Consider the following 24,608-nt stretch of genomic DNA (forward strand, 5'->3'; position numbering starts at 1 on the left):
GGTACTGGCTCAGACGGTGAAGGGCCGCTGCTGCAGGAACTCGTTGTTGGCGCTGCCGGTCACGAAGAGGCCGGGGCTCTGATTGGGCGGCATTCTGCGGAGAATTTCGCGTTGGAAGGACTTGTGTCCGCCGGTGAACTTCCCTTCGCTCCACACTTCTTTGAGCGTGCCGGTGAACAACCCGTTCTCCCAGCCGTCAGCGGCCAGCTGATTGTCCGCGCAGGCGGAGATGAGCAGGACGCTGGCCGACAGGTCGAGGGTGTCCTTCGGCTGCAGGTTGCGCTGGATCGTGTCGTAGAGGGTCTTGTCCCGGTCATACGTTTCGTGCTGTGTGTCCGGCGGCATGACCCGGGAGGTGACCTCGATCTGATCCGGGTCGCGGGTCTGGTACTGCTCCTCCATCGCGTCCGAGGTGAGGAGATTCCGCACCGCTCTGACGGCTGTCTCACTGTGGCAGCAGTCGAAGTAGGCGGAGATGCGGACCCCTTCGGCGAACGCTTCGAATTCCTTGTACAGCTCGTCGTCGATGAACTCGCGGTCGTAGAGGACCAGGGTCTCGTCGAGGCGGTCGGGCTCGTCCTCGGGCCCGTTCCTGTCGGGCACCTGCCCGCCATGGCCCGAGTAGGTGAGGAGCAGGATGTCGCCGGCTTTCAGGATCCTGGCCGCCTTGCGGAGCTCTGCGGTCACGCTCTCGACTGTCGCCTCTGCCGTGCGCAGCACCTTGCGGTCGTCGAAGCCGGCGTTCCTGGCGATCTCCTCCATGTCGCGGGCGTCGTTCTCGCAGGCGTTGAGCTTGCCGTCCCACCCGCCGTACTTGGCGGGGTCGACCCGGTTGAGTCCGATGTGGAGTGACATGCCGTGGGCCATGAGATGGTCTCCTTCCATGCGGAGCGGATCCCCGAGCCTGAACCAATCACCCATTAGGTCCAATAATATCTATGATTGCCCCATATGGCGTCTCTTCGGTCCTGTCAGGGTGCGTCCGGCTACATGGATCCGTGACCGCTCGTCCTGGTCAGAGCAGGGCGCTGCCCCGCTTGCGGTGGGCCGTATGCCGGCCTAATGAAGGTGTCCGTGTTTGTCCAGATGCAGAGGTAGGGGTGCTGACGCGCGCCCGTACTCCGTTCGGCCTAGCCTGGTGAAGGGGGTGACTCTCACCGGATGCGAGGCAAGGAGATCCGTGATGGGCAAAGTCGCCACCGGCACCTTCAACACGTATCGAGCCGTAGCCGACTTCCAACGCGCCAAGGAAATCGCCAATACCACGTCACCGTTCACCATCGAAGTCCGCTTCCTCGGCGGACTGACGGCAAATCAGCAGGACGCTTTCGCGGCTGCCGCCGATCGCTGGGCCAAGGTCATCGTCGGGGACCTGGACACCGCAGTTGTCGGCGACGACATCATCGACGACCTGCTGATCGAGGCGGAAGGCGTCACGATCGACGGCCCCGGCGGCATCCTGGGCATGGCAGGCCCCACCGACTTCCGGGACGGCAACGCCCAATTCGGCCCTCGGCTACCCGTGAAGGGCGTGATGAGGTTCGACTCCGCCGATCTGACAAAGATGGAGACAGAAGGAACGCTGGTTGACGTCATCACCCACGAAATGGGACACGTACTGGGCATCGGAACCCTGTGGAAGCCTTTCGGCCTCCTCACCGGAGCCGGCGGCAGCAACCCCGAGTTCGCCGGCCCCCGCGCCCAGGCGGAGTTCGCCACGCTCGTCTCGGAAGCCCAGCCGGTACCCGTACCGGTCGCCAACTTCGGCAAGCCGGGAACCAGGGACAGCCACTGGCGAGAAGCGGTCTTCGTCAACGAACTCATGTCACCGTTCATCTCGGGCAGCGACAACCCCTTGAGCCGGATGACCGCAGCGAGCCTCGGCGATCTGGGCTATCAGGTCGACCTCAATGGCGCCGAGCCGTACACGCTCCCGAACCTGCTCCAGATCGCCCGGTCCGGTGGACTGCTACCGCACACCGCACCCATCGGCGACGGCATCATGCTGCCCGCAGTTCCCACCCAACTGCCTGCCACAACACCCTGACGGTCACCTTCGTTTCCCAAGGGCCTGGGCCAAGGGTTTGGGCCAAGGGCGTGGCCCGCGGTGGGTCGCCGCCGGTTCCCATACCTGGAATCGGTTCCCTCCCTCGCGCCGGCGGTCCCCGGTCACCCGCAGAGCAGTGTCAGCGGGAATAGTTCGATGCTGCGTCAGGGCTCGGAGTGCCTGGTCGGGAACATCTGTGGTGGCCTCCAACGCGTTTGACGGACAAGCCTGCTTCATCGTGGACCTGGGCGTCAACGAGACCACCCTGACCGGCTGTTGCTCAACCTCACCCCTCGCCGCCGCCGGTACCGCTGTGAGTTCCACGCGGTTTCCACGGGGCGAGGCTCGGCCTGCACCCTCGTGTGCGCCGGCTGTCGTCATCGGGCGACGTACCCGCCGTCGACGGGGAGCGCGACGCCGACGACGAAGCCGGCTCCGGGGCTGCACAGCCACAGGACGGCCTGGGCGATCTCCTCGGCGGTACCCAGGCGGTTGACGGGCTGGTTGGCTTCTGCCTCGGCGCGGTCGAGTTCGCCCTTGGCGATCATGTCGCTGACCATCGGGGTGTCGATCGTGCCGGGGCAGACGGCGTTGACGCGGATGCCGCGGGGAGCGTATTCGAGGGCGGCGCTGGTGGTCAGGCCGATCACCCCGTGCTTGGAGGCGTGGTAGGAGGCACGGCCGGGGAGGCCGACCAGGCCGCCGAGGGAGGAACAGTTGACGATGGCGCCGCTGCCCCGGGCGCGCATGTGCCGCAGCTCGTGCTTCATACAGGCCCAGACACCACGGAGGTTGATGGCGTTGACGCGGTCGAACCTCTCGGCGGGTTCGTCGGCGGCGTCGCTGGGCGGGATCTGGATGCCCGCGTTGTTGAAGGCCAGGTCGAGTCGGCCGAAGGTCTCGACGGTGCGGTCGACCGCGTCGGCGACCTGTTCTTCGTCGCTGACGTCGCACGTGAGGGCGAGGACCTGGTGGCCCGCGTCGGTCAGTTCCTTGACCGCCGTGTCGAGGGCTGCTGCATCTACGTCGGCGAGTGCGACGGCGGCTCCGGACTCGGCGAAGGCACGGGCGGTCGCCAGGCCCATGCCGGAGCCGGCGCCTGTGACGAGGGCGACCTGGCCGGTGAAGTCGTACGTGGGGTTCACGAAGATCTCTTCCCTTCGGACGTGAGATGCGGTGGCTCGCCGAGGTGGGCGGCCGGTCAGGGGGCCGTTGCGATGGTGACGTCGGTGGCGGTGGCGAGCCGCTCGACGTCGGCGGCGGCCACCCGGCCGAGGATGATCAGGCCGGCGTCGCTGGAGCCTCCGTCGCGGTAGAAGAGGGCCAGATTGCCCCAGGGGGCGTAGTAGGCCAGGTCACCGGCCTTGGGCTGGGCCGTCTCGGGTGCTCCCGCGGTGGACAGCCTGCGGGGGAGGTCGGCGATCCGCTCCGTCTGGTGGAAGTCGCTCAGGGTCAGGGTGAGCGGGAGCAGTGCGGCGAAGTCGCGGGCGGTGGCGCTGTCGTTCAACGTGGCGTCGATCCGGTGGCCTTCGATGGTGAGCTGAATGTTCATGGCGGTGTTCTTGTCGGTCGGTGTGGCGGGGGCGGTGGCCGTCGATGTGGCGGGGGCGGTGGCCGTCGATGTTCGCTGCGGCACCGAAGCAGTGGACGAGGACGGGGAGGAGGGTGTCTCGGCGGTACAGGCGGTCACCGCCAGCAGCAGCGCGGTGGCTGGTAAGGCGCGGGCAAGGGTGGTGCGGGCGCTCGGGATCACGGCATCGTCCTGGGGTCAGTCGGGCAGGGGCTCGGCGTCTGGCCGGATGGCGCCGGGAATGATCAGTTGGGCGGCGTGGATGTTCTCCAGGGCGACGGGGTGGGGATGTACGGCGCTGACGCCGTTGACGAACAGCAGGGTGGTGCCGCGGCCGGTGCCGGCGCCGATGAGGGCAAACGTCGTCATGGTGACTCTGCTTTCGCAGTGATTCGTGCTCGGCCAGGCCGGAGGAGGGCCTCGGATGACATGCGGCAGCCGGAGGTGAGGAAGGCTGCTCGATGTCGAGTCGATGTCGAGCGTCACACGCGGGAGCAGGGGCGAAAAGCGGAGGAATCCATCGGGGGAGAGAAACATCCTGGGTGGAAACTCTCCCTCCTTCCTCAGGTTCGATCAGTGTCATGCTGGGCAGCATGACCGGCAATGTTCCCCTCAATGAGCTGGGAGAATTCCTCAAGAAGCGTCGCTCGGAGCTGAGCCCGCGCGCCGTCGGCCTGCCCGAGACCGGTGGGCCCCGCCGTGTGGACGGGCTGCGCCGCGAGGAGGTCGCCCAGCTCGCCAGCATCAGCACCGACTACTACACACGCCTCGAACAGGGCCGTATGCAGGCGTCCGCACCCGTGCTGGACACGCTCGCCCGGGTGCTCCACCTGAACGACGACGAGCGCGGCTACCTCTTCCAACTCGCCGGCAAGACCACCACCCGCACCCGACGCCGAGGCCGGCAGAAGGTCCAGCCGCAACTCCAGCGGGTCCTGGACGACCTCACCGCCACCCCAGCCATCGTGCAGGGCCGGCGCGGGGACATCCTGGCCTGGAACGCGCTCGCCGCCGCCCTCGTCACCGACTTCTCCCGCATCCCGGAGAAGCACCGCAACTATCCCCGGATCATCTTCACCGAACCGTCCATGCGCACCCTGTACGCCGACTGGGAGACCTCCGCGCACATCGCGGTGGCGCAGCTGAGGATGGAGGCCGCGAACTATCCCGAGGACCCCCGTCTGATCGAGCTGGTCGGTGAACTCTCGACCCGGGACCAGCAGTTCGCCCGGTGGTGGGGCGATCACCGCGTCGCCGCCCGCACCGTGGGCACCAAGACCCTCAATCACCCGGTGGTCGGCGAACTCGTCCTCGACTGGGACACCCTCACCGCCAACACCGACCCCGACCAGCACCTCACCGTCTGGACCGCCGCCCCCGGCTCCCCCACCCACGAACGGCTGCGCATCCTCGCCTCCTGGGCCGCCGACCATCACCTCTCGGCCTCTCCCCCACCCACCTGACCAGCACGGGGCTGTGCCGACGGACCACGCGACCAGACCCGGGCGCAGCAGGGGCTCGCCGCCGGTGAAGCGGACCTCCTTGATGCCCAGCATGCGGACGGCTATGTAGATGTGAGGCGGACGATCTCGTCGTCGGTGAGCAGGTCGGGCTTGGCCAGCCACCGCAGGCCTTCCTCGGGCATGCAGTACGTGCCGCGCGGGTTGCACCGGTCGGTCAGCGAGACACGCAGGTCGGTGGCCACTCGGTCGTGGGTGTCGATGAGCACGTGGTTCGTGTTCCGCTCACGCCTTCATGGGAACGTCCGGAGCAACCGCCCCTGAAGCGCGGTGGATCGGTCCGGTGACCCGGGTCAGGGGCAGGCCGGTGCCCTGGTTGGTGTGGGCGATGATCTCGGCGGTGATGGAGATGGCCGTCTCCTCGGGGGTGCGGGCGCCGAGGTCGAGGCCGATCGGGGAGCGCAGGCGGGCCAACTGTCCGTCGGTGACGCCGACTTCGCGCAGGCGGTGCAGGCGTTCGTCGTGGGTGCGGCGGGAGCCCATGGCGCCGACGTAGCCGACGGGAAGGTCGAGGGCGAGCCTGAGCAGGGGGATGTCGAACTTGGCGTCGTGGGTCAGCACGCAGACCGCCGTCCGGCCGTCCACGGCCGTCTGCGCCAGGTAGCGGTGGGGCCAGTCGACGACCACCTCGTCGGCGTACGGGAAGCGGGCTTCGGTGGCGAAGACGGGGCGGGCGTCGCAGACGGTGACGTGAAAGCCGAGGAAGCGGCCGGCCCGGGCGAGGGCGGCGGCGAAGTCGATGGCCCCGAAGATGAGCATGCGGGGGCGGGTGGCGGCCGCGTGCACGAGGACGGAGAGCTGCTCGGGGCAGGTGTCGGCGTCTCCGCTGAGGGAGAGGAGTGCGGTGCGTCCGGTGCGCAGTTGGGCGGTGGCCCGGTCCGCCACCGCGCGGGCGGTCGGCCCGTCGCCGAGTGTGCGGTCGGCGATCCACCTGTCGCCGAGCACGCTCAAGGTGGCGCCCAGCAGTCCCTCGACCCCGTCCACGACCTGGGCGATGGCGGCGGGCCGACCCTCGGCCGCCTCAGCGAGCGCCGCGCCGAGATGCGGCCGGGTGGCGGGGTCGACGCGCTGGACGAGGACGTCGAGTTCGCCGCCGCAGGTCAGTCCCACGGCGAAGGCGTCGTCGTCGGAGTAGCCGAACCAGGCGCGCTGGGCCGGCCCTTGGTCGTGCAGCACCTGCCGGCACAGCTCGTACACCGCACCCTCGACACAGCCGCCGGAGATGCTGCCGACGGCGTTGCCGTCCTCGTCGACCGCGACCGACGTACCGATGGGGAGGGGTGCGCTGCCGGTGACGTCGACGACGGTGGCGAGGACGAAGGGTCGTTCCTCGCGGCACCAGCGGTGCAGTGTGTCCGCGATGTTCAGCATCGGGGGTCTCCAGGATGTCCAGAGCGGGCGGTCGCTGTCGCAGGAGGTGAGCGGGCCGCCGCCGCGTCGACAGGGGCGTGTGCGCGGCGGCGGCCTGGGGAGGGTCCGGCAGCCGTACGGGGGTTCGGCTGCCGGACCCGTCTATGGAGGTGCCGCCGTCAGAGCAACGCCTCGGCGGTGATGGGCAGTTGGCGCACTCGGCGGCCGGTGGCGTTGAAGACCGCGTTGCCGATCGCGGCCGCCACGCCCACCTGGACGACCTCGCCGAGTCCCTTGACGCCCAGCAGGTTGCCGGCGTTGTCCTCGCCGTCCAGGTAGATCGCCTTGATCTCGGGGACGTCGGCGTTCACGGGTACGAGGTAGTCGGCCAGGCTGGCGTTCACGATCCGGCCGTCCCGGTGGTCGGTGACCGTGTGCTCCAGCAACGCCGTGCCGATGCCCCCGACAATGCCGCCGAACGCTTGGCTCTCGGCGAGCTTGGGGCTGATGATCCGGCCCGCGTCGTACACCCCGAGCATCCGCCGCACGCGCACCAGGCCCAGGTTCGCGTCCACGGCGACCTCGGCGAACGTGGCGTTGTAGGCGAAGTAGGCGGACCGCTCACTGCCGGGCCCGGCGTAGGTGCCGTCGGCTTCCAGCTGGTCGCGCTTGTTGCGGGCCAGCAGGCGCTTGTACGTCTCGCCGCGCGTCGGGTTGCCCCGCACGTGCAGTCGGCCGCCGCGTACGACCACGTCGTCCGCGTTCACGCCGTACAGCGGTGACTCGCGGTCCTCGACCGCCAGCTCGATCGCCTGTCGCCGCACCTTGTCGCAGGCGTCGACGACGGCGGAGCCGACGCTGGCCATGGTCGCCGAGCCGCCGTGCGGCGAGGTCGGCGGGTAGAGGGAGTCGCCGAGCCGGAAGGTCACCGTGCGCATGGTCAGCCCGAGCGCGTCGGCGGCGACCTGGGTCTGGGAGGTGTAGGTGCCCGGCCCCATGTCGCTGGTGGCCGCCTCGACCACGGCGGTGCCGTCGGCGTCGAGGCGGGCCCGGGCCTGCGCGGGAAAACGCCCCGGGTCGTACACACCGGCGGCCATGCCCAGTCCGATCAGCCAGTCCCCGTCCCGCGTCGAGCGCGGCTTCGGATCACGGCGGTCCCAGCCGAACTCGCGGGCACCGACCGTGTAGCACTCGCGCAGCCGCCGGGTGGAGAACGGCTCGTTCGTCGACTCGTCCTCGCTCGGCTCGTTGCGCCGGCGCAACTCGATCGGGTCGATGGCGAGTTCGTGCGCGAGTTCGTCCATCGCGGACTCGATCACGAACGACGCCGACGCGAAACCGGGACCGCGCATCCAGATCGGGGTGTTCACGTCCAGCGGCACCTGCCGGTACGCCTGGTGGACGTTCGGCATGCTGTACAGCATCTGCCCCGCGCCCATGACCGCCTCGGTGAACGTCTCGTACGACGAGGTCTCGGCGTCGATGTCGTGGATCGCGGCGTTGAGCTTCCCCCGCCGGTCGCTGCCGAGGCGCAGCCGGTACGCGTACGCCGGCCGGAAGCCCGTGCCGAAGTACATCTGCCTGCGGCTGAGCACCAGCTTCACCGGGCGCCGCACCACCCGCGCGGCGAGCGCGGCCACGATCGTGTGCGGCCAGCAGCGCAGCCCGCTGCCGAACCCGCCGCCGACGAACGGGTTGATGACCCGCACCGCGTCCGCCGGCAGATCGAAGACCGCGGCGATCTCGTCGTGCGTGCCCATCACCCACTGGGTCTTGTCCCAGACGGTGAGCTTGTCGCCCTCCCAGCGGGCGATGGTGGCGTGCGGTTCCATGGGGTTGTGGTGGTTGCGCGCCAGCTCGTACGTCAGGTCCAGCCGTACGGCCGATGAACGCAGCCCTGCTTCCGCGTCCCCGCGCGCGTAGTCCGTCGGTGTGCCGGGCTCGGCCTCGTGCAGGTCGGTCGACGGCGTTTCGGCCTCGTAGCCGACCTCGACCAGGCTCGCACCGTGCTGCGCGGCCTCCAGGGTCGAGGCGATCACGACGGCGACGGGCTGTCCGTGGAAGACCACCCGGTCGTCCTGGAAGACCCGCAGCCGTCGGCCGGGCGGGTTGTTGGACCCGGGATTGTCGCGGTACGGCAGCTTCGGCGCGTTGCGGTGACTGATCACCCGCAGGACGCCCGGGTGGGCTTCGGCGGCGCCGGTGTCGAGGGAGGTGATGCGGCCGCGTCCGATGCTCGCGTCGACGATGACGGCGTGCACGGCTCCCTTGATGTCGTGCTCGGCGGCGTACTCCGCCTTGCCGGTGACCTTGAGCCGACCGTCCACGCGGGAGAGCGGCGCGCCCACGGCTGCCTGCGGCTGGGGGCTCACTTCGTACCTCCTACGATGCACAGTTGGCGTGCGACGGTCCGCTTCAGCAGCTCGACCTTGAAGCCGTTCTGCTGGAGGGGGCGGGCGCCGGCCGCCGCCTTCGCGGCGGCGGACGTCCACAGGGACTCCGAGGGGCGCTCACCGACGAGGTGCTGCTCGACGACGGGCAGTTTCCACGGCACGGTCCCCACTCCCCCGGCGGCGACCTTCGCCTCCTGGATGACCCCGCCGCGGATGTGCAGCGCGACGGCGGCCGAGGTCAGGGCGAACTCGTAGGACTGCCGGTCGCGCACCTTCAGATAGCCGGACCTGAGCGGACGCGGCAGCGCCGGGATCTCCACAGCCGTGATCAACTCGCCTTTTCTGAGGGCTTGTTCACGGTTGGGGGTCGTGCCGGGCCGTAGCAGGAAGTCGGCGAACGGCACGACGCGTGTGCCCTCCGGTCCGAGGAGCCGCACCGTCGCCTCCAGGGCGGCGAAGGCCACGGCCACGTCGGAGGGGTGGGTTGCCACACAGGCGTCCGAGGTGCCGAGGATGGCGTGCATCCGGTTGAAGCCCTCCCGGGCCGCACAACCGGAGCCGGGCTCACGCTTGTTGCAGGCGGCGGTCACATCACGGAAGTAGGTGCACCGGGTGCGCTGCATGATGTTGCCGCCGATGGTGGCCATGTTCCGCAGCTGGGCGGACGCGCTCAGTTCCAGGGCCTCGGAGACGACCGGGTACAGGGTGCGTATCTTGCGGTGGGCGGCGGCCTCGGACATGGTCACCAGCGCGCCGATGCGCAGTCCTCCGCGCTCGGTGACGGTGACCTCGCGCAGTGGCAGGCCGGTGATGTCGACCAGTGTCTCGGGGTGTTCGACGGTCTCCCGCATCAGGTCGACCAGCGTGGTGCCGCCGGCGATGTAACGGCCGCCCGCGCGACCGGCCTTGAGGGCCTCTCGGGTGTCGGAGACGCGGGTGTAGGAGAAGGGATGCATGGTGGGCCACTCCTTACTTCCGGCCCGCGGTCTGTTCGACCGCGCGCACGATCTTGACGTAGCAGCCGCAGCGGCAGATGTTGCCGCTCATCCACTCCCGGATCTCCTCCGGCGAACCGGTGTGACCCTCCTGGATGCAGCCGACCCCGGAGAGGATCTGCCCCGGGGTGCAGTAGCCGCACTGGAAGGCGTCCTCGTCGATGAACGCCTGCTGGAGCGGGTGGAGTCGGTCGCCCTCGGCGAGCCCCTCGATGGTGGTGACCTCGGCGCCCTCCAGCCGAACGGCCAGTGTCAAACAGGAGTTGACCCGCTGTCCGTCGACCAGCACCGTGCACGCACCGCAAGCCCCGGCGTTGCAGCCCTTCTTGGAGCCGGTCAGGTCGAGATGCTCGCGCAACAGGTCCAGCAGCGACGTCCGGTTGTCGACCGTGACGGTCCGGCGGATGCCGTTGACGGTCAACGAGACACGGCTCGTGGGCGGCGCCCCGGCCGCGGCCGCCTCCCCGGCACCGGATAGGTACGACCCTCCGACCACACCGCCCGCAACGACCGCACCACCTACCGCGGTACTCGTGGCGATGAACGTGCGCCGGCTGGGCGCCGACGATGACTCGCTGGACCCGGTGGGGGGTGGAACAGCAGATTCAGGGAGATCAGTGGTCATGATGTGCCTTCGCGTCACGGGCGGATCGGCCGTACAGAACGGCAGGGAAGGAGAGGCGGGATCGTCGTCGCCGCAGACCTGGGCGGCCGCGCTCTCAGTGCCGCGGCCGTCCTCGTGAGGAGTCTGGCACCACAAGTAGCGCGTGTGACGGGGAGAGTTTCGTCCCCCCTTGGGTTTATCGGCGGGCAGTTCTCTCGAAGACCATCGGCTTCGAGGGCGGTCCACGACCAGTTCGGAGCGGGCGCCGGGGAGCGGGCTGGTCAGGCAGAGCTGCCGCTGGTCGTGTGGCTGGGGTCGGCGGCCCAGGACGCCAGCATCCGCAGGCTGTCGTGGGTGGGTGTGCCGGTTTCGGCGGTCCAGACGATGATCTGCAGAAAAAGGATTGCGAGAAACGTGCTCTGGAAGCATGGCACGCAATTCGACGGCGATGGTAGGAAGGATTTTGTCCCTGGTCGGGACTTTGTTCCTGGCCCAGGATTTTTCCCTGGTCCGGGATTTTTCCTGGCCAGGAGAAGGGACAGGCGGCGCGGCTGAAATTCCAGAGGTTGTCTCCACACCCGTCAGCCGGCGGTCCGGGACACGGAGGCGTCCTGCTGGGCCGCCGCCCAGGAGGAGAGGAAGCGCAGCCCCTCGTACGTGCGCGAGTCGGGTTCGGCGCTCCAGACGATCAGCTGCTGGTCGGGGTCGGCCACGCAGGTGAGGGCGTCCCACGCGAGGGCGAGTTCACCGGCGACCGGGGGGTGGAACGCCTTGGTGCCTCCGGTGCGGGGTGCCATATGGCGGCCTCCCCATCACTGGCGGAACTGGTCGTCCCGCACCGACAGCTCACCGACGAGGGCGGTCAGTCTCCGGTCGTCGGGGCAGGCCGCGGCCTGCTGTCGCAGCACGGCCACGACGTTACGGGCGGAGCCCTCCCAGTCGGCGTACAGCGTTCCCATGGCCGGATCGGTGAAGAGCAGCCGGACGTAGTTGCGCCGCTGTGTGGGGACCTTCGCGAAATCGGTGCTGAACAGGGCGGCGGCCATCGGATTCCACGCCAGGATGTCCAGGTACCGGCCCAGGATCATGCCGGGGGCCACGCTGAGCTCGTGCAGCACGGTACGCAACCGGGGGTGCGGCTTCTGCGGAGCCCGCCGCCGTGTCCCGCCGGCCTCCCTTCCGGCCAGCGCGAACAGATGGTCCCGCTGGTCGTCGCTCGGGTGCAGGACCCGGACAAGCTCGGACAGCACGCACGCGGAGGGGGCCGTACGGCCCTGCTCCAGGCGGGTGTAGTAGTTGGTGCTGATGGCGGCCAGCACGGCCACCTCGTCCCGGCGCAGGCCGGCCACGCGCCTGTGCCGGTCGGTTTCGGGCAGACCGACCGTACGGGGGCTGAGCTCGGCCCGGCGGGCCCTCAGGAATTGGCCCAGCTCCTTATGATGCGCACCGCTGGTCAGAGTGGCCAGTGTGCGCCGTTCGCCACTCGACTGGGTAGGAGGGTTTTATCCCTGGATACATCCGCCCTGGGGTGGAATTCTCCTGTGTACGGGCTTTGCGGACGGTGACAGATTCGGACCGGCAATTGTTCTTCACAGGCCGGCGACGCTTCTGTGTGCCCCCTTGGCCTCCTCGTCCAGGAATCCGGCGCGTCCGGGTGACATCGCTGCCCGAGCAGCAGCACCACAGCAACGCACTCGAAGAGAATCACGATGGAACTCCTGAAGCGTCCGCCGGCCGGCCAGGGCCACCCACCAGCGCGAAGACACCACCCGTGCCCGAGCCACCCCCACACGAGAAACGCATCAGGAGAGACGACATGCGAGCAACTCTGATCCACGCCCCCGGTGACATCCGGGTCGAGGACGTCCCCGAGCCCAAGATCGTCAAGCCCACGGATGCGATCATCCGCACGGTCGCCACCTGTGTGTGCGGCTCCGACCTGTGGCCGTACCGCGGTCTGGAGCCCGTCGGCGATCCGCACCCGATGGGGCACGAGTACGTCGGCGTGGTCGAGGAGACGGGCAGCGAGGTCACCCACGTCAAGCCCGGCCAGTTCGTGGTGGGCTCCTTCGCCACCTCCGACAACACCTGTGCCAACTGCGAGAAGGGCTGGCAGTCCTCCTGCCTGAACCGTGAGTTCATGAGCACGTGTCAGGCCGAGTACGTGCGCATCCCCAACGCCCACGGCACGCTGGTCGCCACGGACGAGCACCCCTCCGCCGAGCTCGTGCCCAGCCTGCTCGCCGTCTCCGACGTGATGGGCACCGGCTGGTGGGCCGCCCTCGCCGCCGAGGTCAAGCCGGGCTCCACGGCCGTGGTGGTCGGTGACGGAGCCGTCGGACTGTGCGGGGTCATCGCCGCGAAGGAGCTCGGCGCGGAGCGGATCATCGCCATGTCCCGGCACGAGTCCCGGCAGAAGCTCGCCCTGGAGTTCGGCGCCACCGACATCGTCAGCGAGCGGGGCGAGGAAGGCATCGCCCGCATCAAGGAGCTGACCGGCGGCATCGGCGCCGACTCCGTCCTGGAGTGCGTCGGCACCTCCGAGTCCATGAGCCAGGCCCTGCACTCCACGCGGCCGGGCGGCAACGTCGGCTTCGTCGGCGTCCCGCACGAGGTGGCCGTCGACGGCCAGGAACTGTTCTTCTCCCAGGTCGGCCTGCGCGGCGGCCCCGCCCCCGTACGCCGCTACCTGCCCGACCTGATCGACCGCGTGCTGTCGGGCCACATCGACCCGGGCAAGGTCTTCGACCTCACCCTGCCCCTGGACCAGGTCGCCGAGGGTTACAAGGCGATGGACGAACGCCGCGCCATCAAGACCCTCCTCACGCCCTGACCCGGTCGCCTCGTGGGCGTGAGCCGCGCCGACCGCGCTCACGCCCACGAGGCACACCCCGCCGCACCAAGTACGGCCGAGCGCAGCCGCGCCTGCCTCCACGGCTTCCGCCCCCTGCACATCCGCTGGGAACGCGGGGCCGACATCCACGAAGCGTTCCTCAAACCGGTGATCAGGTCCAGAAACCGGTGATCAGGTCCAGTACCCCGGTGTCTCCGGTCCCGGGATCTTTGAGCAGCGGCCGCGACTGCTGCTCCGCCTTCGGACGGGGCTGACGCCGCACGGAGCGGCGACTGACGCCTCGCCGGCCGGCCGGCCGTTCCAGGTTGTCGCCGACGGCAGTCAGCAGGGCAGCGGCGCTGTCGGGCCCGCCGCCGAGGAGTACGGCCTTGAGCTGGTTCTTCACCCGCGTGCGGGCCTTGACGGCCGGCTCCGTCGCCAGCCGGAGCACACGCATGTCGGCCGCTGGGCCCTCGCCGGATTCGGGTATGCCGTCAACGCGCCAGGGGCGCTCCGTAGGATCCGGCGCATTCCACACCCGCCCGCGCAAGACGCCGAAAGAGCAGGCCCAGGCCAGGAGTTGGCGGTATCCGGCGGCGAGGCCGGGAACCGGCGTCGACCGGATGCGGGCCAATCACCTACCGCGATCACATGGTTACGTGGAAAGAGTTTCTGACTCAAGGCAACCCTTTGCGTTGCCTGTGACCACAAGGAGTCGGATCCGGCCATGACAGTGCCCGGATTCGCTCTTCCGCTGGTGAACGGCAAGCAAGGAGAACGTCTCCCCCATGAACAACCCCACGAACGGCGGCCGCCGCGGTCGTCACCGCCGCCGCTGGACCGCGACCGGTCTGCTGCTCGGCGCGCCCGCCGTCGTCGTGCCGTATCTCCTGTTCGTGCAGGAGGACTCACAAGCCGCGACGGTCGACGGCGATGCCTACTACCGGCTGGTTTCCGTGCGCAGCGGCAAGGTGCTGGACGTCAACGGCTTCTCCACCGCCGACGGCACCCGCATCCAGCAGTGGACCGACCAGAGCACCGCCAACCAGCAGTGGAAGCTGAAGTCCGCCGGGAACGGCTACTACGAGCTGGTGAACCGCAACAGTGGCAAAGTGCTGGGCATAGCGGGCAATTCGACCGCCCAGTCGGCCGCCGCCGAGCAGCAGACCGACAGTTCCGCCGCATCCCAGGAGTGGCGGATCGACGACGTGAGCGGCTCCGACGCCGTCACCTTGACCTCCCGCAGGAGCGGCAAGGTCCTGGACGTCTCCGGAGGCTCCAGGACCGACGGCGCGGCGGTGATCCAGTATCCCGGCAAGGGCGGCACCAACCAGCAGTGGAAGCTCGTGAAGGTGGCCGAAACCCAGACGCCCGGGACCGACGGCACGCAGACCACGGCCGCGGCCGGACCGTACGTGTGGAAGAACGCCCAGGTGGTGGGCGGCGGTTACGTCACCGGTCTGGTGTTCAACCAGGCGGAGAAGGGCCTGCTGTACGCGCGCACCGACATGGGCGGCGCCTACCGCTGGGACCCCGCGGCCGAGCAGTGGATCCCGCTGACCGACTGGCTCGGCGAGAAGGACTGGAATCTGCTGGGCATCGACTCGATGGCCACCGACCCCGTCGACCCCAAGCGGCTCTACCTCGGGACGGGCACCTACACCAACGACTGGGCGGGCAACGGCGCGATACTGCGCTCCACCGACCGGGGTCGCACCTTCAAGCGCACCGATCTGCCCTTCAAGCTGGGCGGCAACGAGGACGGCCGCGGAGCGGGCGAACGGCTGGCGATCAACCCTGCGGACAATCGCACCCTGCTGCTGGGCACCCGCAAGAACGGCCTGTGGCGCAGCAACGACTACGGCGTGACATGGAGTCAGGTCCCCTCCTTCCCCGTCAAGGACGGGGCGAGCAGCGGAGCGGGCATCTCCTTCGTGACGTACGGCCCGGCCGGCAGCAAGACGATCTACGTCGGCGTCGCCGACAAGTCCACCTCCCTGTACCGCTCCACCGACGGTGGCAGCACCTGGCAGGCCGTCTCCGGGCAGCCCACGGGCCAACTGCCGCAGCACGGCGTCCTCTCCGGTGACGGCTCGCTGTACCTGACGTACACCGACAACCTCGGACCCAACGGCGTGACGGCGGGCTCGGTGTGGAAGTACACGCCGTCCGGCGGGGTGTGGAAGAACATCTCCCCGTCCCAGGGCGGCTACGGGTTCTCCGGCCTGGCCGTCGACCCGCGCAAGCCGTCCACGGTGATGGTCACCACCCTCGGCCGCTGGTGGCCCGAGGACGAGATCTACCGGACCACCGACGGCGGTAAGACCTGGAAGGCGCTGGCCGACAAGTCGGTGCGGAACGCCTCGTCCGCTCCTTACGTCGGTACCCACACCGGGCACTGGATGACCGCCCTGGCCATCGACCCCTTCAACTCCGGGCACGTGCTGTACGGCACCGGCAACGGAATCTGGCGCAGCAAGGACGCGGCCGCCTCCGACAGCGGCGGCACCAGCCATTGGACCGCGGGGGCCCGAGGGCTCGAGGAGACCTCGCTGATCGACGCGATCGCCCCGCCCGGCGGCGCCACCGTCATCACCGCCATGGGCGACCAAGGCGGTTTCCGCCACGACTCCCTGACCAAGGTGCCCGCCGGGCGGCTGAAGAACCCGATGATGACCAACAGCACCGACATCGACTTCGCCCAGGCCAAGCCCGCGATGACGGTCCGCGTCGGCCTTGGCGGCGACAAGGACGGCGCCTACTCCACCGACGGCGGCACCAGCTGGACCGGCTTCAGGACAGAGCCGGTGGAGAGCGCCGACGCCGGACATGTGGCGCTCGCGGCGGACGGCTCCACCATCGTCTGGACCCAGACCGGTCAGGCGCCGTACCGCTCGACCGACAAGGGGGCGAGCTGGTCGAAGGTCGGCGGCCTGGGCACCGACGCCGTGGTCGTCGCCGACCGCTCCTCGGCCAGGACGTTCTACTCACTGTCCGGCGGCACGCTCTACGCCAGCACCGACGGCGGCGCGACCTTCACCGCCCGCGCCACCGACCTGCCCGCCGGCCGGCTCACGGCCGTCCCCGGCATCGCCGGGGACCTGTGGATCGCCGACAGCGGCAAGGGGCTGCTGCACTCCACCGACGGCGGCCGTAGCTTCACCACGCTCAAGACGGTGCGGTCCGCCTCCGCCCTCGGCTTCGGCAAGGCCAAGCCGGGCACCGGCTACCAGGCCCTGTACCTGATCGGCACCGTCAAGGACGTCACCGGAGTCTTCCGCTCCACCGACAAGGGCGCCACCTGGCTCCGCGTCAACGACGACGCCCACCAGTGGGGCAGCATCGGCGGCGTCGGCGTCATCACCGGCGACCCCGACACCTTCGGCCGCGTATACGTCGGCACCAACGGACGCGGCCTCCAATACGGCGACCCGTCCTGACCCCGACGCCCGGGCGGGGCCGCGGCCACAACGGCCTGTGGCCCCGCCCGGGCTGGGAGACCCTCGTCCGAACGGAAACCGTCGCCGGAGCACCGCGGTGCTCTTCTCGAAGGTGCCGTCTCCGTCCCGCCAGTACCGGTGGACGGGGACTGGCACGGATCTCGGTGCCGTCGGCGCTCGCGCTGTGGGGCTCAGAACGCCGTATAGCCTCCGTCCACGGGCAGGACGGCACCGGTGACGTACGACGACTCCGGGCAGGCGAGGAAGAGAACCGCGTCGGCGACCTCCTCGGCTGTGGCGAGCCTGCGGAGCGGGATGGAGTCCTCTCTGGCGCGCCGGTAGGCGGCGGGGTCGGGGCGTCGCTGGAACGAGGCCTCGATGATCGGCGTCATCGTCAGACCGGGCGCGACCACGTTGACGCGGATGCCGCGGGACGCCCATTCGATGGCGGCGCCCCGCGCGAGCGCGATGAGGCCACCTTTGGCTGCGGAGTACAGGGCCTGGTTCGGCATGCCGACCATGCCGAGGCGGGAGCTGACGCACACCATCGACGCTCCCGACTCGGGAGCCAGCGGCATCAGGTGCTTCATGACCAGGAACGCGCTCAGCAGGTTGCTGTCGAGCAGATCGCGCGCGTCGTCGGCAGTCGTCTCCTCGAGCGGACCGGACTTCTGAAGTCCGTGGCAGAGGACGACCACTCCCACCTCTCCGAGGTGATCCGCCGCTGTGGCGGCGAGCTCGGAGGCGAAGGCCTCGTCGTTGAGGTCGCCCGCGAGGTAGAGATCGTCCGGACGGCTCTCGGGCAGCTCGGGTCGCCGTCCGGTGAGCAGGAGGTTGGCGCCCTCGCGGCGGAAGTGGGAAGCGACCGCCTGACCGATGCCGCTCGATGCTCCGGTGATCACGGCGTTGACGCCCTGCAGTCTCATATGTGTTCCTCGTCAGTCGGTGACCGTCAGGCCAGTACCTGACCACTGCCGGCCACGACCTCGGGCCGCAGCAGATCGGTGAGGGTGTCGGCGGGCAACAGGCCCTTCTCCAGGACGAGTTCGGCGACGCCCCGGCCGGTGGCGAGGGCCTCCTTGGCGATGTCGGTGGCCGCCGTGTAGCCGATGTGCGGGTTGAGGGCGGTGACCAGGCCGATGGAGTTCTCCACGCTCGCGCGCAGCGCCTCGGTGTTGGCGGTGATGCCGTCCACGCACCGCTCGGCCAGCGTCAGGCAGGCGGCCCGCAGATGGGTGATCGACTCCGACAGGGAGTGCAGGATGATCGGCTCGAAGGCGTTGAGCTGGAGCTGTCCGGCCTCGGCGGCCATGGTGATGGTGACGTCGTTGCCGATGACCTCGAAGGCGACCTGGTTGACGACCTCGGGGATCACCGGGTTGACCTTGCCGGGCATGATGCTCGAACCGGCCTGCACCGGCGGCAGGTTGATCTCGTTCAGGCCCGCGCGCGGCCCGGAGGAAAGCAGCCGCAGATCGTTGCAGCTCTTGGAGAGCTTGACGGCGACGCGCTTGAGGACGCCCGACATCTGCACGAACGCACCGCAGTCCTGCGTCGCCTCGACCAGGTTGGCGGCCGTGACCAACTGGAGCCCGGTGATCTCCGCGAGGTGGCGGCGGGCCGACTCGGCGTATCCGGCAGGGGCGTTGAGGCCGGTGCCGATGGCCGTGGCACCCAGGTTGATCTCATGGATCAACTCCATCGCTTCCGCGAGGCGGCTGCGGTCCTCCTCGATCATCACGGCGTATGCGGAGAACTCCTGGCCGAGCGTCATCGGCACCGCGTCCTGCAACTGCGTGCGGCCCATCTTGAGCACGTCACGGAACTCCACCGCCTTGCGGGCAAAGGAGTCCTGCAGCACGGCCATCGCCTTGAGCAGCCCGCGCACCGCGAAGACCGTCGCGACCTTCACGGCGGTCGGGTAGACGTCGTTCGTCGACTGCCCGAGGTTCACGTCCTCGTTCGGATGCAGGTACTCGTACTGGCCCTTGGCATGGCCCAGCAACTCCAGCGCCCGGTTGGCGACGACCTCGTTGGCGTTCATGTTGGTCGAGGTACCGGCGCCGCCCTGGATGGCATCGACGACGAACTGGTCGTGCAGCTTGCCGGAGCGGATCTCCCGGCACGCGGCGACGATCACGGCGGCCTTCTCAGGCTCCAGCAGCCCGAGTTCCTCGTTGGCGCGGGCCGCGGCCTCCTTGACCGAGGCGAGGGCGTCGATCAGGTGCGGGTACGCGGAGATCGGCGTCCCGGTGATGGGGAAGTTCTCCGTGGCACGCAGGGTGTGGACACCCCAGTACGCGTCGGAGGGAACGTCCCGATCGCCCAGCAGGTCGTGCTCGATGCGGGTGACGGTGGTCATGGGGCCTGGGCCCTCTCTCGGGAGGCAGGGTGGGGGGCCTTCCGCGCCGCCGCGCGGAAGACCCCGTGGTGTCACCGGTGTCGTACCTGCTCAGAGCAGGCGGTCCTTCGCCTTGTAATAGGCGCCGCCGAACGGCAGGAACCAGGGCGTGCCGTTGTAGAAGGGGACCGGGACCTTGGGGAAACCGAAGCCGCGCAGCGGGTTGGCCTCCGGCCTGCCGTCCATCATCTCGGCGACCGCGCGGCCCATGTAGGTGGCCATCTGGACGCCGTGGCCGCAGTAACCCATGGAGTAGTACAGCCCGTTGACCTCGCCCGCGTGCGGAATGCGGTCCCAGGAGAAACCGACCATGCCGCCCCACACGTAGTCGATGCGCACCCCCGCCAGCTGCGGGAAGATCTCGGTCATCTCCCGCTTGAGGATGTCACCGCTCTTGACGTCGGAGGCCGGGTTGGAGGGGGCGAAGCGGGCCCGGCCGCCGAAGGCGAGGCGGTTGTCCGGGGTGAGGCGGACGTAGTGGCCGACGTTCTTGTGGGCGACCAGCAGACGGCCGTTGGGGATGAGTTCCTTGGCGCGCGCCTCCCCCAGGGGCTCGGTGACGATGATGAAGCTGCCGACGTTGATGAGCCGCTTGCGGAACCACGGCATCGACTTGTCGGTGTAGGCGTCCGTCGCCGCCATGACCTGCTTGGCACGAATGGTGCCGTGCTGGGTCTCCACCACGAAGCCGCCGCCTGGGAGGCGGGTGAGGCCGGTGGCGGCGTTGCGCTCGTGGATCTCGGCGCCGGCACGCTCGGCGGCGCCCGCGAGGCCGCCGACGAACTTGCCCACGTGCAGGCCCGCGCTGTCCGGGTCGAGCAGGGCGCCGTGGTAGTAGTCCGTGCCGAGCTCGGCGCGGAGTTCGCTCTTGCTCAGGACGATGGTCTCGTGGCCGAAGTTGTCGGCCAGGTCGCGCTGCTTGGCCCGCAGGCCCTCGAAGTGGCCGGGCTTGCAGACCGCTCCGAGGCGCCCGGAGCGGCTGAAGTCGCAGTCGATGTTCTCGGTGTGGGTGAGCTCCTCGACGACGTCGACCGCCTCGCGAAAGGCGTCGTAGAGCTCACGGGCCCGTTCCTGCCCATAGCGCTTGCGCGCCTCGGCGGGGCTGATGGTGATGCCCTGGGTGCACATGCTGCCGTTGCGCCCGGAGGCGCCCGAGCCCACCTTGTCCTTCTCGACGAGGACGGTCCGGGCGCCCTTGCGGGCGGTGTGGTAGGCGGTGGACAGGCCGGTGAGGCCGCCGCCGATCACCACCACGTCCGCCTCGTCGGGCAGGTCCTTTCCGGAACGGTCGGGCAGGGCGGGAGCTGTGTCCAGCCAGTAGGGGATCTGCTTCATGGCGTGCGTCCTCTGGTGTTCGTTCAGTCCTGTGTCGCCGGTGCGCCGTGGGTCAGCAGCCGAGCAGCTTGGGCAGGCCCGACAGGTCGGGCAGCTCGTCGTAGGGCTGGTAGTCGGCGCTGCCCGGGCGGCCGTAGCGGTTGATCCACACCCGGCGCTTCAGGCCCAGGTCGCGGGTCGGGATGTGGTCGTACTCCCAGCCCTGGGCGGTGTGGATGACCTGGGACGGCTCGACGCCCATGGTCTTGAAGGCGTGCTCGAAGGTCTGGCGGTCCGGCTTGTAGGCGCCGGCCTGCTGGGCGGTGATGACGTAGTCGAACTCGACGCCGATGTTCTCGACGTTCCGCGCGATCAGGTTGTCGTCGGTGTTGGAGATGATGGCGATCTCGTACCTGGTCTTCAGGGCGCGCAGCGCGTCCGGGACCTCAGGGAAGGGACCGAAGGTGGGGACGGCCTCGACCAGGGCGTCGCCGTCGGACTCGCGGTACTCCAGGCCGTGCAGGCGCATGGCGTTGCGCAGGCTGGAGTGCAGGATCTCGTGGTAAGGGCGGTAGGCCTCCAGGACGGCCTGGAAGCGCATGACGCGGAAGTCGTCGAGGAACTCGTCGACATCCAGGTTGTCCAGGTCCAGCCGGTCTTCCAGAACCTTCAGGGTCGTGGGGGCCAGCTCGAAGTTGATGAGGGTCGCGTAGGCGTCGAAGGTGACGATCTCTCGCATGATGTCCAGCCTCGGGGTCGCGGATTTCCGTAAGGGGTGGGACTTCAGACGACGCGTTCGCCGGGGGCGACGATCGCGTCGAGTGCGGCCAGGTCGGCCGAGTCGGGGAGCCAGTCGGCCGCCGCCGCGTTGGCGGTGACCTGTTCGGGGGTCATGGCTCCGCAGATGACGGAGCCGACGGCGGGCAGGGCGGCCAGTGCGCCCACGGCGACCTGGAGGAGGGTCAGGCCGCGTTCGGTGCCGTATGCGGTGAGCGCCTCGGTCTTGTCGAGGGCGGCGTCGGTGAGCCAGCCCTGCCGCCAGGACAGCCGGCTGCCGGCCGGGGGCTGCTCGCCGCGCCGGTACTTGCCGCTGAGCAGACCGTTGGCCAGCGGGTAGTACGGCAGCACGCCGACGCCGTGGCGCAGGCAGGCCGGGATCAGGTCCCGCTCCACCGACCGGTCGAGCAGGTGGTAGCGGGCCTGGGTGGAGACGAAGGCGTCGGTGAGGTCCTCGGCCGGGAGGTTGGAGCAGCCGATGTAGCGGATCTTGCCCTCGTCCACCAGTTCCCGGAGCGCGGCGACCGTCTCCTCCAGTGGCGTGACGCCGTCCGGCTCGTGGTACTGGTACAGGTCGATCCGGTCGGTGCCGAGTCGGCTGAGCGACGCCTCGACCGCGTACCGGATGTAGGCGCGGGCGCCGCGCGGGCCGTACAGGTCGGCGTCCCGGCCCATCTCCATGCCGAACTTGGTGGCCAGCACGACCTCGTCACGGCGCCCCTTGAGGGCGGCGCCGAGGAGCCGTTCACCGTCGCCACGCAGGCCGCCCCGCTCGCCGAACCCGCCGTACATGTCGGCGGTGTCGAACAGCGTGATCCCGGCGTCGAGGGCCGCGTGGACGACGGCCTTCGTGCCGTCCTCGTCGAGGCGGGCGCCGAAGTTGTTGCCCCCCACGCCGACCACGGAGACGACCGGGCCGCGCTCTCCGAGCGAGCGGTATCTCACGACCGCCTCCCGAACCCGATGCAGACGTTCTTGGTCTGCAGGTAGCTCGCCAGTCCTTCCAGGCCCTTCTCGCGGCCCCAGCCGCTGTGCTTGTAGCCGCCGAAGGGAAGCTCGACGCCGGTGCCGACGCCGGTGGCGTTGACATAGACCTGGCCGGCCCGGATGCCCTCCGCCATACGCATCGCCTTGTCGATGTCACGGGTCCACACATAGGAGGCGAGGCCGTACGGGCTGTCGTTGGCGATCTCCAGGGCCTCGTCCGCGTCGTCGAACTCGATGACCGTGACGACGGGGCCGAAGATCTCCTCGCGGGCGCAACGGGCCTGGTTGTCGAGCCCGGTCAGGACGGTCGGCTCGACGAAGTAGCCGTCGGCCAGGGCCGGGTCGGACGGCGCACCGCCGCCGGCCCGTGCCACGGCGCCTTCCTCGCGTGCCAGGTCCAGGTAGCCGAGGACCCGGTCACGCTGCCGTGCGGCGACGAGCGGGCCGACGTCCGGGTCGGTGAGACCCGGGCCGAGGCGCAGGGACGCGGCATGGGCGACGAGCTTGTCCAGGAACTCCTCGGCGCCGCGCTGGAGCAACAGCCGGGTACCGGCGGAGCAGGTCTGCCCGGCGTTGCCGAACGCGGAGGCGGCGACCGCGCCGAGCGCCAGGTCGAAGTCGGCGTCCGCGAAGACGACGACGGGGGACTTGCCGCCCAGTTCGGTGACGGAGGGCACCACGTTGGCGGCGGCGGCCTGCGCGACCTTGATGCCGGTCGGCACCGAGCCGGTGAAGGTGACCTGGTCGATGTCCGGGTGGCCGGCGAGGGCCGCGCCGGTCTCGCCGTCACCGGGGACGACGTTGAGGACACCCGGCGGCAGGCCGCACTCCAGGGCGATCCTGCCGATCTCCAGCGGGGTGAGCGGCGCCTCGGGCGACGGCTTGAGCACGACCGTGCACCCGGCCGCCAGCGCGGGGGCGGAGCCCCTGGCGGTGTTCTGCAGAGGGTAGTTGAACGGGATGATCTGGCCGGAGACACCGATCGGCTCACGCACGGTGTAGTCGATCAGGCCGGGCCCGAGGGGGATCGTGGTGCCGCCGAGCTTGTCGGCGACGCCCGCGTAGAACTCGAAGTACCGGGCGGCCGCTTCGACATCGGCCTTCGCCTGGCGAAGCGGCTTGCCGACGTCCTGGCTCTCCAGGCGGCCCAGCCGTTCGCCCTGGTAGCGGATGGCCTCCGCGATCCGGTACAGGATGCGCCCTCGGTCGGCGGCACGCATCCCGGCCCACTCGGGAGAGGTGAAGGCCGCGCGCGCGGCGGCCACCGCCTGGTCCACGTCCGCCTTGCCGCCCAGCGCCACCTGGGCGACGGCGGTGCCGTCCGACGGGTCGAGGACGGTGAAGGAGCGGCCATCGGCGGCGGGCACCTGCTTGCCGTCGATGAGCAACTCGGTCAGCCGCAGTTCGTCGGTGGTCATGGCCGGATCTCCCCCAGGACCTCACCGAAGATGACGACCTCGTCGCCCGGACGGACCGTACGGATCCGGCGCACCCACAAGACGATGCCCTCCTGCGGGGCGAGGACCTCCTCCAGCGTGTTGCCGTAGTGGTCGGTGATGGTGGCGATCAGGTCGCCTTCCTTGCAGGTCTCCCCCGGCTCGGCGCGGGCGACAAAGAAGCCGCCGGAGGCGGAGCGGGCGAAGGTGCCGGAGACGGTGGTGTAGGAGTCCCGCAGCTTCACCTCGCCGTCGATCATCTTGAACTGGCGCAGGACGTTGCGGATCGAGTCCATGTGCGTCTCGACGTTGGCCTCGCGGTAGGTGCCGCCGCCGACCTCGATGGTGATGGCGGGCTTGCCTGCCGCGAGAGCGGGGTGGCGGACCGTGCCACCCCACTTGCCGCCCTTCCAGACCAGCTCGTGCCCGGCGGCGAGGGCGAGGTCCGTCGCGATGTCCTCGTAGCCGCCCTGGAGGATGACGAGCGGGGCGATCTCGCCGTAGGCACCGCCGGTGTGCAGGTCGACCACGGCGTCGACGGCCGGGACGACCTTCTCGACGAAGGTGGCGGCCAGCCGCTGGGAGTACGAGCCCTCAGCGTCACCCGGGAAGATGCGGTTGAGGTTGAGGTGGTCCAGGCCGCTGGTGCGGGCCGCCGCCTCGAAGGCCGGGGTGTTCATGCAAGGGATGGCGACGAGCGTGCCGCGCAGGGTGGCCGGGTCGATCTCGGCGAGCACGCGGCGGATCGCCTCCTGGCCGTCGTACTCGTCGCCGTGCACGCCGGCGTCCACACACAGGACCGGGCCGTCCTGCGCGCCGTTGACGACGATCAGTGGAATGCCGAGTTCCACGCCGTAGCTGCTGGTGCCGACAGGGATGAGGCCTTGGGCGCGCTCGCCGGGGGCGACGGTCAGCGGACCGATGGAGTACATGTCGTTCCT

At 69.6% G+C, this 24,608-nt stretch carries 19 protein-coding genes and 3 pseudogenes; 4 read left to right on the forward strand and 18 right to left on the reverse strand.

Going from position 1 to position 24,608, the window contains the following annotated elements; all coding sequences use genetic code 11:
* Positions 1-9 precede the first annotated feature (9 nt).
* Entirely contained in the window at positions 10-867 is an 858-nt protein-coding gene (locus tag ABT147_RS00195) for a caspase family protein (RefSeq protein WP_351401035.1), read from the reverse strand.
* Positions 868-1,183: 316 nt separating this feature from the next.
* Between ABT147_RS00195 and ABT147_RS00200 the strand changes: the two genes are divergently transcribed.
* Complete coding sequence (locus tag ABT147_RS00200) at positions 1,184-2,047, forward strand: M8 family metallopeptidase (RefSeq protein ID WP_351401037.1); 864 nt, start codon at positions 1,184-1,186, stop codon at positions 2,045-2,047.
* 377 nt (positions 2,048-2,424) lie between these two features.
* Here the strand turns inward: ABT147_RS00200 and ABT147_RS00205 are convergent, their stop codons facing one another.
* From ABT147_RS00205 to ABT147_RS00215, 3 genes and pseudogenes are all read right to left on the reverse strand, one after another.
* A complete protein-coding gene (locus ABT147_RS00205) occupies positions 2,425-3,192 on the reverse strand; it encodes an SDR family NAD(P)-dependent oxidoreductase (protein ID WP_351401040.1) in 768 nt (255 codons plus the stop codon).
* Between the two features lie 56 nt (positions 3,193-3,248).
* On the reverse strand, positions 3,249-3,800 hold the full coding sequence (locus tag ABT147_RS00210; RefSeq protein WP_351401042.1) for a cyclophilin-like fold protein: 552 nt from the start codon (positions 3,798-3,800) through the stop codon (positions 3,249-3,251).
* A gap of 30 nt (positions 3,801-3,830) precedes the next feature.
* Positions 3,831-3,953, reverse strand: a pseudogene (locus ABT147_RS00215) (SDR family NAD(P)-dependent oxidoreductase); the annotation flags it as partial.
* Between the two features lie 245 nt (positions 3,954-4,198).
* Here ABT147_RS00215 and ABT147_RS00220 point away from each other — a divergent pair.
* Positions 4,199-5,080, forward strand: a complete 882-nt coding sequence (locus ABT147_RS00220) for a helix-turn-helix domain-containing protein (RefSeq protein WP_351401044.1) — start codon at positions 4,199-4,201, stop codon at positions 5,078-5,080.
* 30 nt (positions 5,081-5,110) lie between these two features.
* Here ABT147_RS00220 and ABT147_RS00225 read toward each other — a convergent pair.
* The 6 genes and pseudogenes from ABT147_RS00225 to ABT147_RS00250 all read right to left on the reverse strand — a co-directional run.
* Positions 5,111-5,346, reverse strand: a pseudogene (locus ABT147_RS00225) (radical SAM protein); the annotation flags it as partial.
* 16 nt (positions 5,347-5,362) lie between these two features.
* Entirely contained in the window at positions 5,363-6,508 is a 1,146-nt protein-coding gene (locus ABT147_RS00230) for an XdhC family protein (protein ID WP_351401046.1), read from the reverse strand.
* Between the two features lie 158 nt (positions 6,509-6,666).
* Positions 6,667-8,859 (reverse strand): xanthine dehydrogenase family protein molybdopterin-binding subunit, encoded by a 2,193-nt coding sequence (locus ABT147_RS00235; RefSeq protein WP_351401047.1) that lies wholly within the window; start codon positions 8,857-8,859, stop codon positions 6,667-6,669.
* On the reverse strand, positions 8,856-9,836 hold the full coding sequence (locus ABT147_RS00240; protein ID WP_351401049.1) for an FAD binding domain-containing protein: 981 nt from the start codon (positions 9,834-9,836) through the stop codon (positions 8,856-8,858). Before ABT147_RS00240 ends, ABT147_RS00235 begins: the two co-directional genes overlap by 4 nt.
* A 13-nt stretch (positions 9,837-9,849) precedes the next feature.
* Positions 9,850-10,500 carry a (2Fe-2S)-binding protein gene (locus ABT147_RS00245; RefSeq protein WP_351401051.1) on the reverse strand — a complete coding sequence of 217 codons (651 nt, stop codon included), beginning with the start codon at positions 10,498-10,500 and terminating at the stop codon, positions 9,850-9,852.
* A 560-nt stretch (positions 10,501-11,060) separates the two neighbouring features.
* Positions 11,061-11,936 (reverse strand): annotated as a pseudogene (locus ABT147_RS00250) (helix-turn-helix domain-containing protein).
* A 359-nt stretch (positions 11,937-12,295) separates the two neighbouring features.
* On the opposite strand from ABT147_RS00250, the gene ABT147_RS00255 reads away from it, so the two are divergent.
* Positions 12,296-13,312 carry a zinc-dependent alcohol dehydrogenase family protein gene (locus ABT147_RS00255; RefSeq protein WP_351401054.1) on the forward strand — a complete coding sequence of 339 codons (1,017 nt, stop codon included), beginning with the start codon at positions 12,296-12,298 and terminating at the stop codon, positions 13,310-13,312.
* Between the two features lie 172 nt (positions 13,313-13,484).
* On the opposite strand, the gene ABT147_RS00260 is transcribed toward ABT147_RS00255, so the two are convergent.
* Positions 13,485-13,769, reverse strand: a complete 285-nt coding sequence (locus tag ABT147_RS00260; RefSeq protein ID WP_351401056.1) for a hypothetical protein — start codon at positions 13,767-13,769, stop codon at positions 13,485-13,487.
* 331 nt (positions 13,770-14,100) lie between these two features.
* Between ABT147_RS00260 and ABT147_RS00265 the strand changes: the two genes are divergently transcribed.
* Positions 14,101-16,752, forward strand: coding sequence for an RICIN domain-containing protein (locus ABT147_RS00265; RefSeq protein WP_351401058.1), 2,652 nt, complete (start codon positions 14,101-14,103; stop codon positions 16,750-16,752).
* A 191-nt stretch (positions 16,753-16,943) separates the two neighbouring features.
* Here the strand turns inward: ABT147_RS00265 and ABT147_RS00270 are convergent, their stop codons facing one another.
* The 7 genes from ABT147_RS00270 to ABT147_RS00300 form a co-directional block, all read right to left on the reverse strand.
* The gene (locus tag ABT147_RS00270; protein WP_351401060.1) at positions 16,944-17,678 is read right to left on the reverse strand and encodes an SDR family NAD(P)-dependent oxidoreductase; all 735 of its coding nucleotides are present in this window, start codon (positions 17,676-17,678) and stop codon (positions 16,944-16,946) included.
* A 26-nt stretch (positions 17,679-17,704) separates the two neighbouring features.
* Positions 17,705-19,114: an aspartate ammonia-lyase gene (aspA, locus tag ABT147_RS00275; protein WP_351401062.1), complete on the reverse strand. Its 1,410-nt coding sequence runs from the start codon at positions 19,112-19,114 to the stop codon at positions 17,705-17,707.
* A gap of 90 nt (positions 19,115-19,204) precedes the next feature.
* Entirely contained in the window at positions 19,205-20,488 is a 1,284-nt protein-coding gene (locus ABT147_RS00280; protein ID WP_351401064.1) for an NAD(P)/FAD-dependent oxidoreductase, read from the reverse strand.
* A 52-nt stretch (positions 20,489-20,540) separates the two neighbouring features.
* A complete protein-coding gene (locus ABT147_RS00285) occupies positions 20,541-21,206 on the reverse strand; it encodes a haloacid dehalogenase type II (protein ID WP_351401066.1) in 666 nt (221 codons plus the stop codon).
* 44 nt (positions 21,207-21,250) lie between these two features.
* On the reverse strand, positions 21,251-22,189 hold the full coding sequence (locus tag ABT147_RS00290; RefSeq protein ID WP_351401069.1) for an aldo/keto reductase: 939 nt from the start codon (positions 22,187-22,189) through the stop codon (positions 21,251-21,253).
* On the reverse strand, positions 22,186-23,649 hold the full coding sequence (locus tag ABT147_RS00295; protein WP_351401071.1) for an aldehyde dehydrogenase family protein: 1,464 nt from the start codon (positions 23,647-23,649) through the stop codon (positions 22,186-22,188). The genes ABT147_RS00290 and ABT147_RS00295 overlap by 4 nt, the downstream gene beginning before the upstream one ends.
* On the reverse strand, positions 23,646-24,599 hold the full coding sequence (locus ABT147_RS00300) for a succinylglutamate desuccinylase/aspartoacylase family protein (RefSeq protein WP_351401073.1): 954 nt from the start codon (positions 24,597-24,599) through the stop codon (positions 23,646-23,648). Before ABT147_RS00300 ends, ABT147_RS00295 begins: the two co-directional genes overlap by 4 nt.
* Positions 24,600-24,608: the final 9 nt, after the last annotated feature.

It is taken from the genome of Streptomyces sp. NPDC001868, assembly GCF_040297125.1.
In the GTDB taxonomy this organism is placed as follows: Bacteria; Actinomycetota; Actinomycetes; order Streptomycetales; family Streptomycetaceae; genus Streptomyces.

Bases quoted from the DNA above. Each gene is read 5' to 3' on its own strand.
- ABT147_RS00200 (WP_351401037.1), top strand. From the start codon at position 1,184: ATGGGCAAAGTCGCCACCGGCACCTTCAACACGTATCGAGCCGTAGCC.
- ABT147_RS00300 (WP_351401073.1), bottom strand. From the start codon at position 24,599: ATGTACTCCATCGGTCCGCTGACCGTCGCCCCCGGCGAGCGCGCCCAA.
- ABT147_RS00280 (WP_351401064.1), bottom strand. From the start codon at position 20,488: ATGAAGCAGATCCCCTACTGGCTGGACACAGCTCCCGCCCTGCCCGAC.
- ABT147_RS00220 (WP_351401044.1), top strand. From the start codon at position 4,199: ATGCTGGGCAGCATGACCGGCAATGTTCCCCTCAATGAGCTGGGAGAA.
- ABT147_RS00260 (WP_351401056.1), bottom strand. From the start codon at position 13,769: ATGCGTGTGCTCCGGCTGGCGACGGAGCCGGCCGTCAAGGCCCGCACG.
- ABT147_RS00245 (WP_351401051.1), bottom strand. From the start codon at position 10,500: ATGACCACTGATCTCCCTGAATCTGCTGTTCCACCCCCCACCGGGTCC.
- aspA (WP_351401062.1), bottom strand. From the start codon at position 19,114: ATGACCACCGTCACCCGCATCGAGCACGACCTGCTGGGCGATCGGGAC.
- ABT147_RS00285 (WP_351401066.1), bottom strand. From the start codon at position 21,206: ATGCGAGAGATCGTCACCTTCGACGCCTACGCGACCCTCATCAACTTC.
- ABT147_RS00265 (WP_351401058.1), top strand. From the start codon at position 14,101: ATGAACAACCCCACGAACGGCGGCCGCCGCGGTCGTCACCGCCGCCGC.
- ABT147_RS00255 (WP_351401054.1), top strand. From the start codon at position 12,296: ATGCGAGCAACTCTGATCCACGCCCCCGGTGACATCCGGGTCGAGGAC.
- ABT147_RS00240 (WP_351401049.1), bottom strand. From the start codon at position 9,836: ATGCATCCCTTCTCCTACACCCGCGTCTCCGACACCCGAGAGGCCCTC.
- ABT147_RS00230 (WP_351401046.1), bottom strand. From the start codon at position 6,508: ATGCTGAACATCGCGGACACACTGCACCGCTGGTGCCGCGAGGAACGA.
- ABT147_RS00270 (WP_351401060.1), bottom strand. From the start codon at position 17,678: ATGAGACTGCAGGGCGTCAACGCCGTGATCACCGGAGCATCGAGCGGC.
- ABT147_RS00295 (WP_351401071.1), bottom strand. From the start codon at position 23,649: ATGACCACCGACGAACTGCGGCTGACCGAGTTGCTCATCGACGGCAAG.
- ABT147_RS00195 (WP_351401035.1), bottom strand. From the start codon at position 867: ATGGCCCACGGCATGTCACTCCACATCGGACTCAACCGGGTCGACCCC.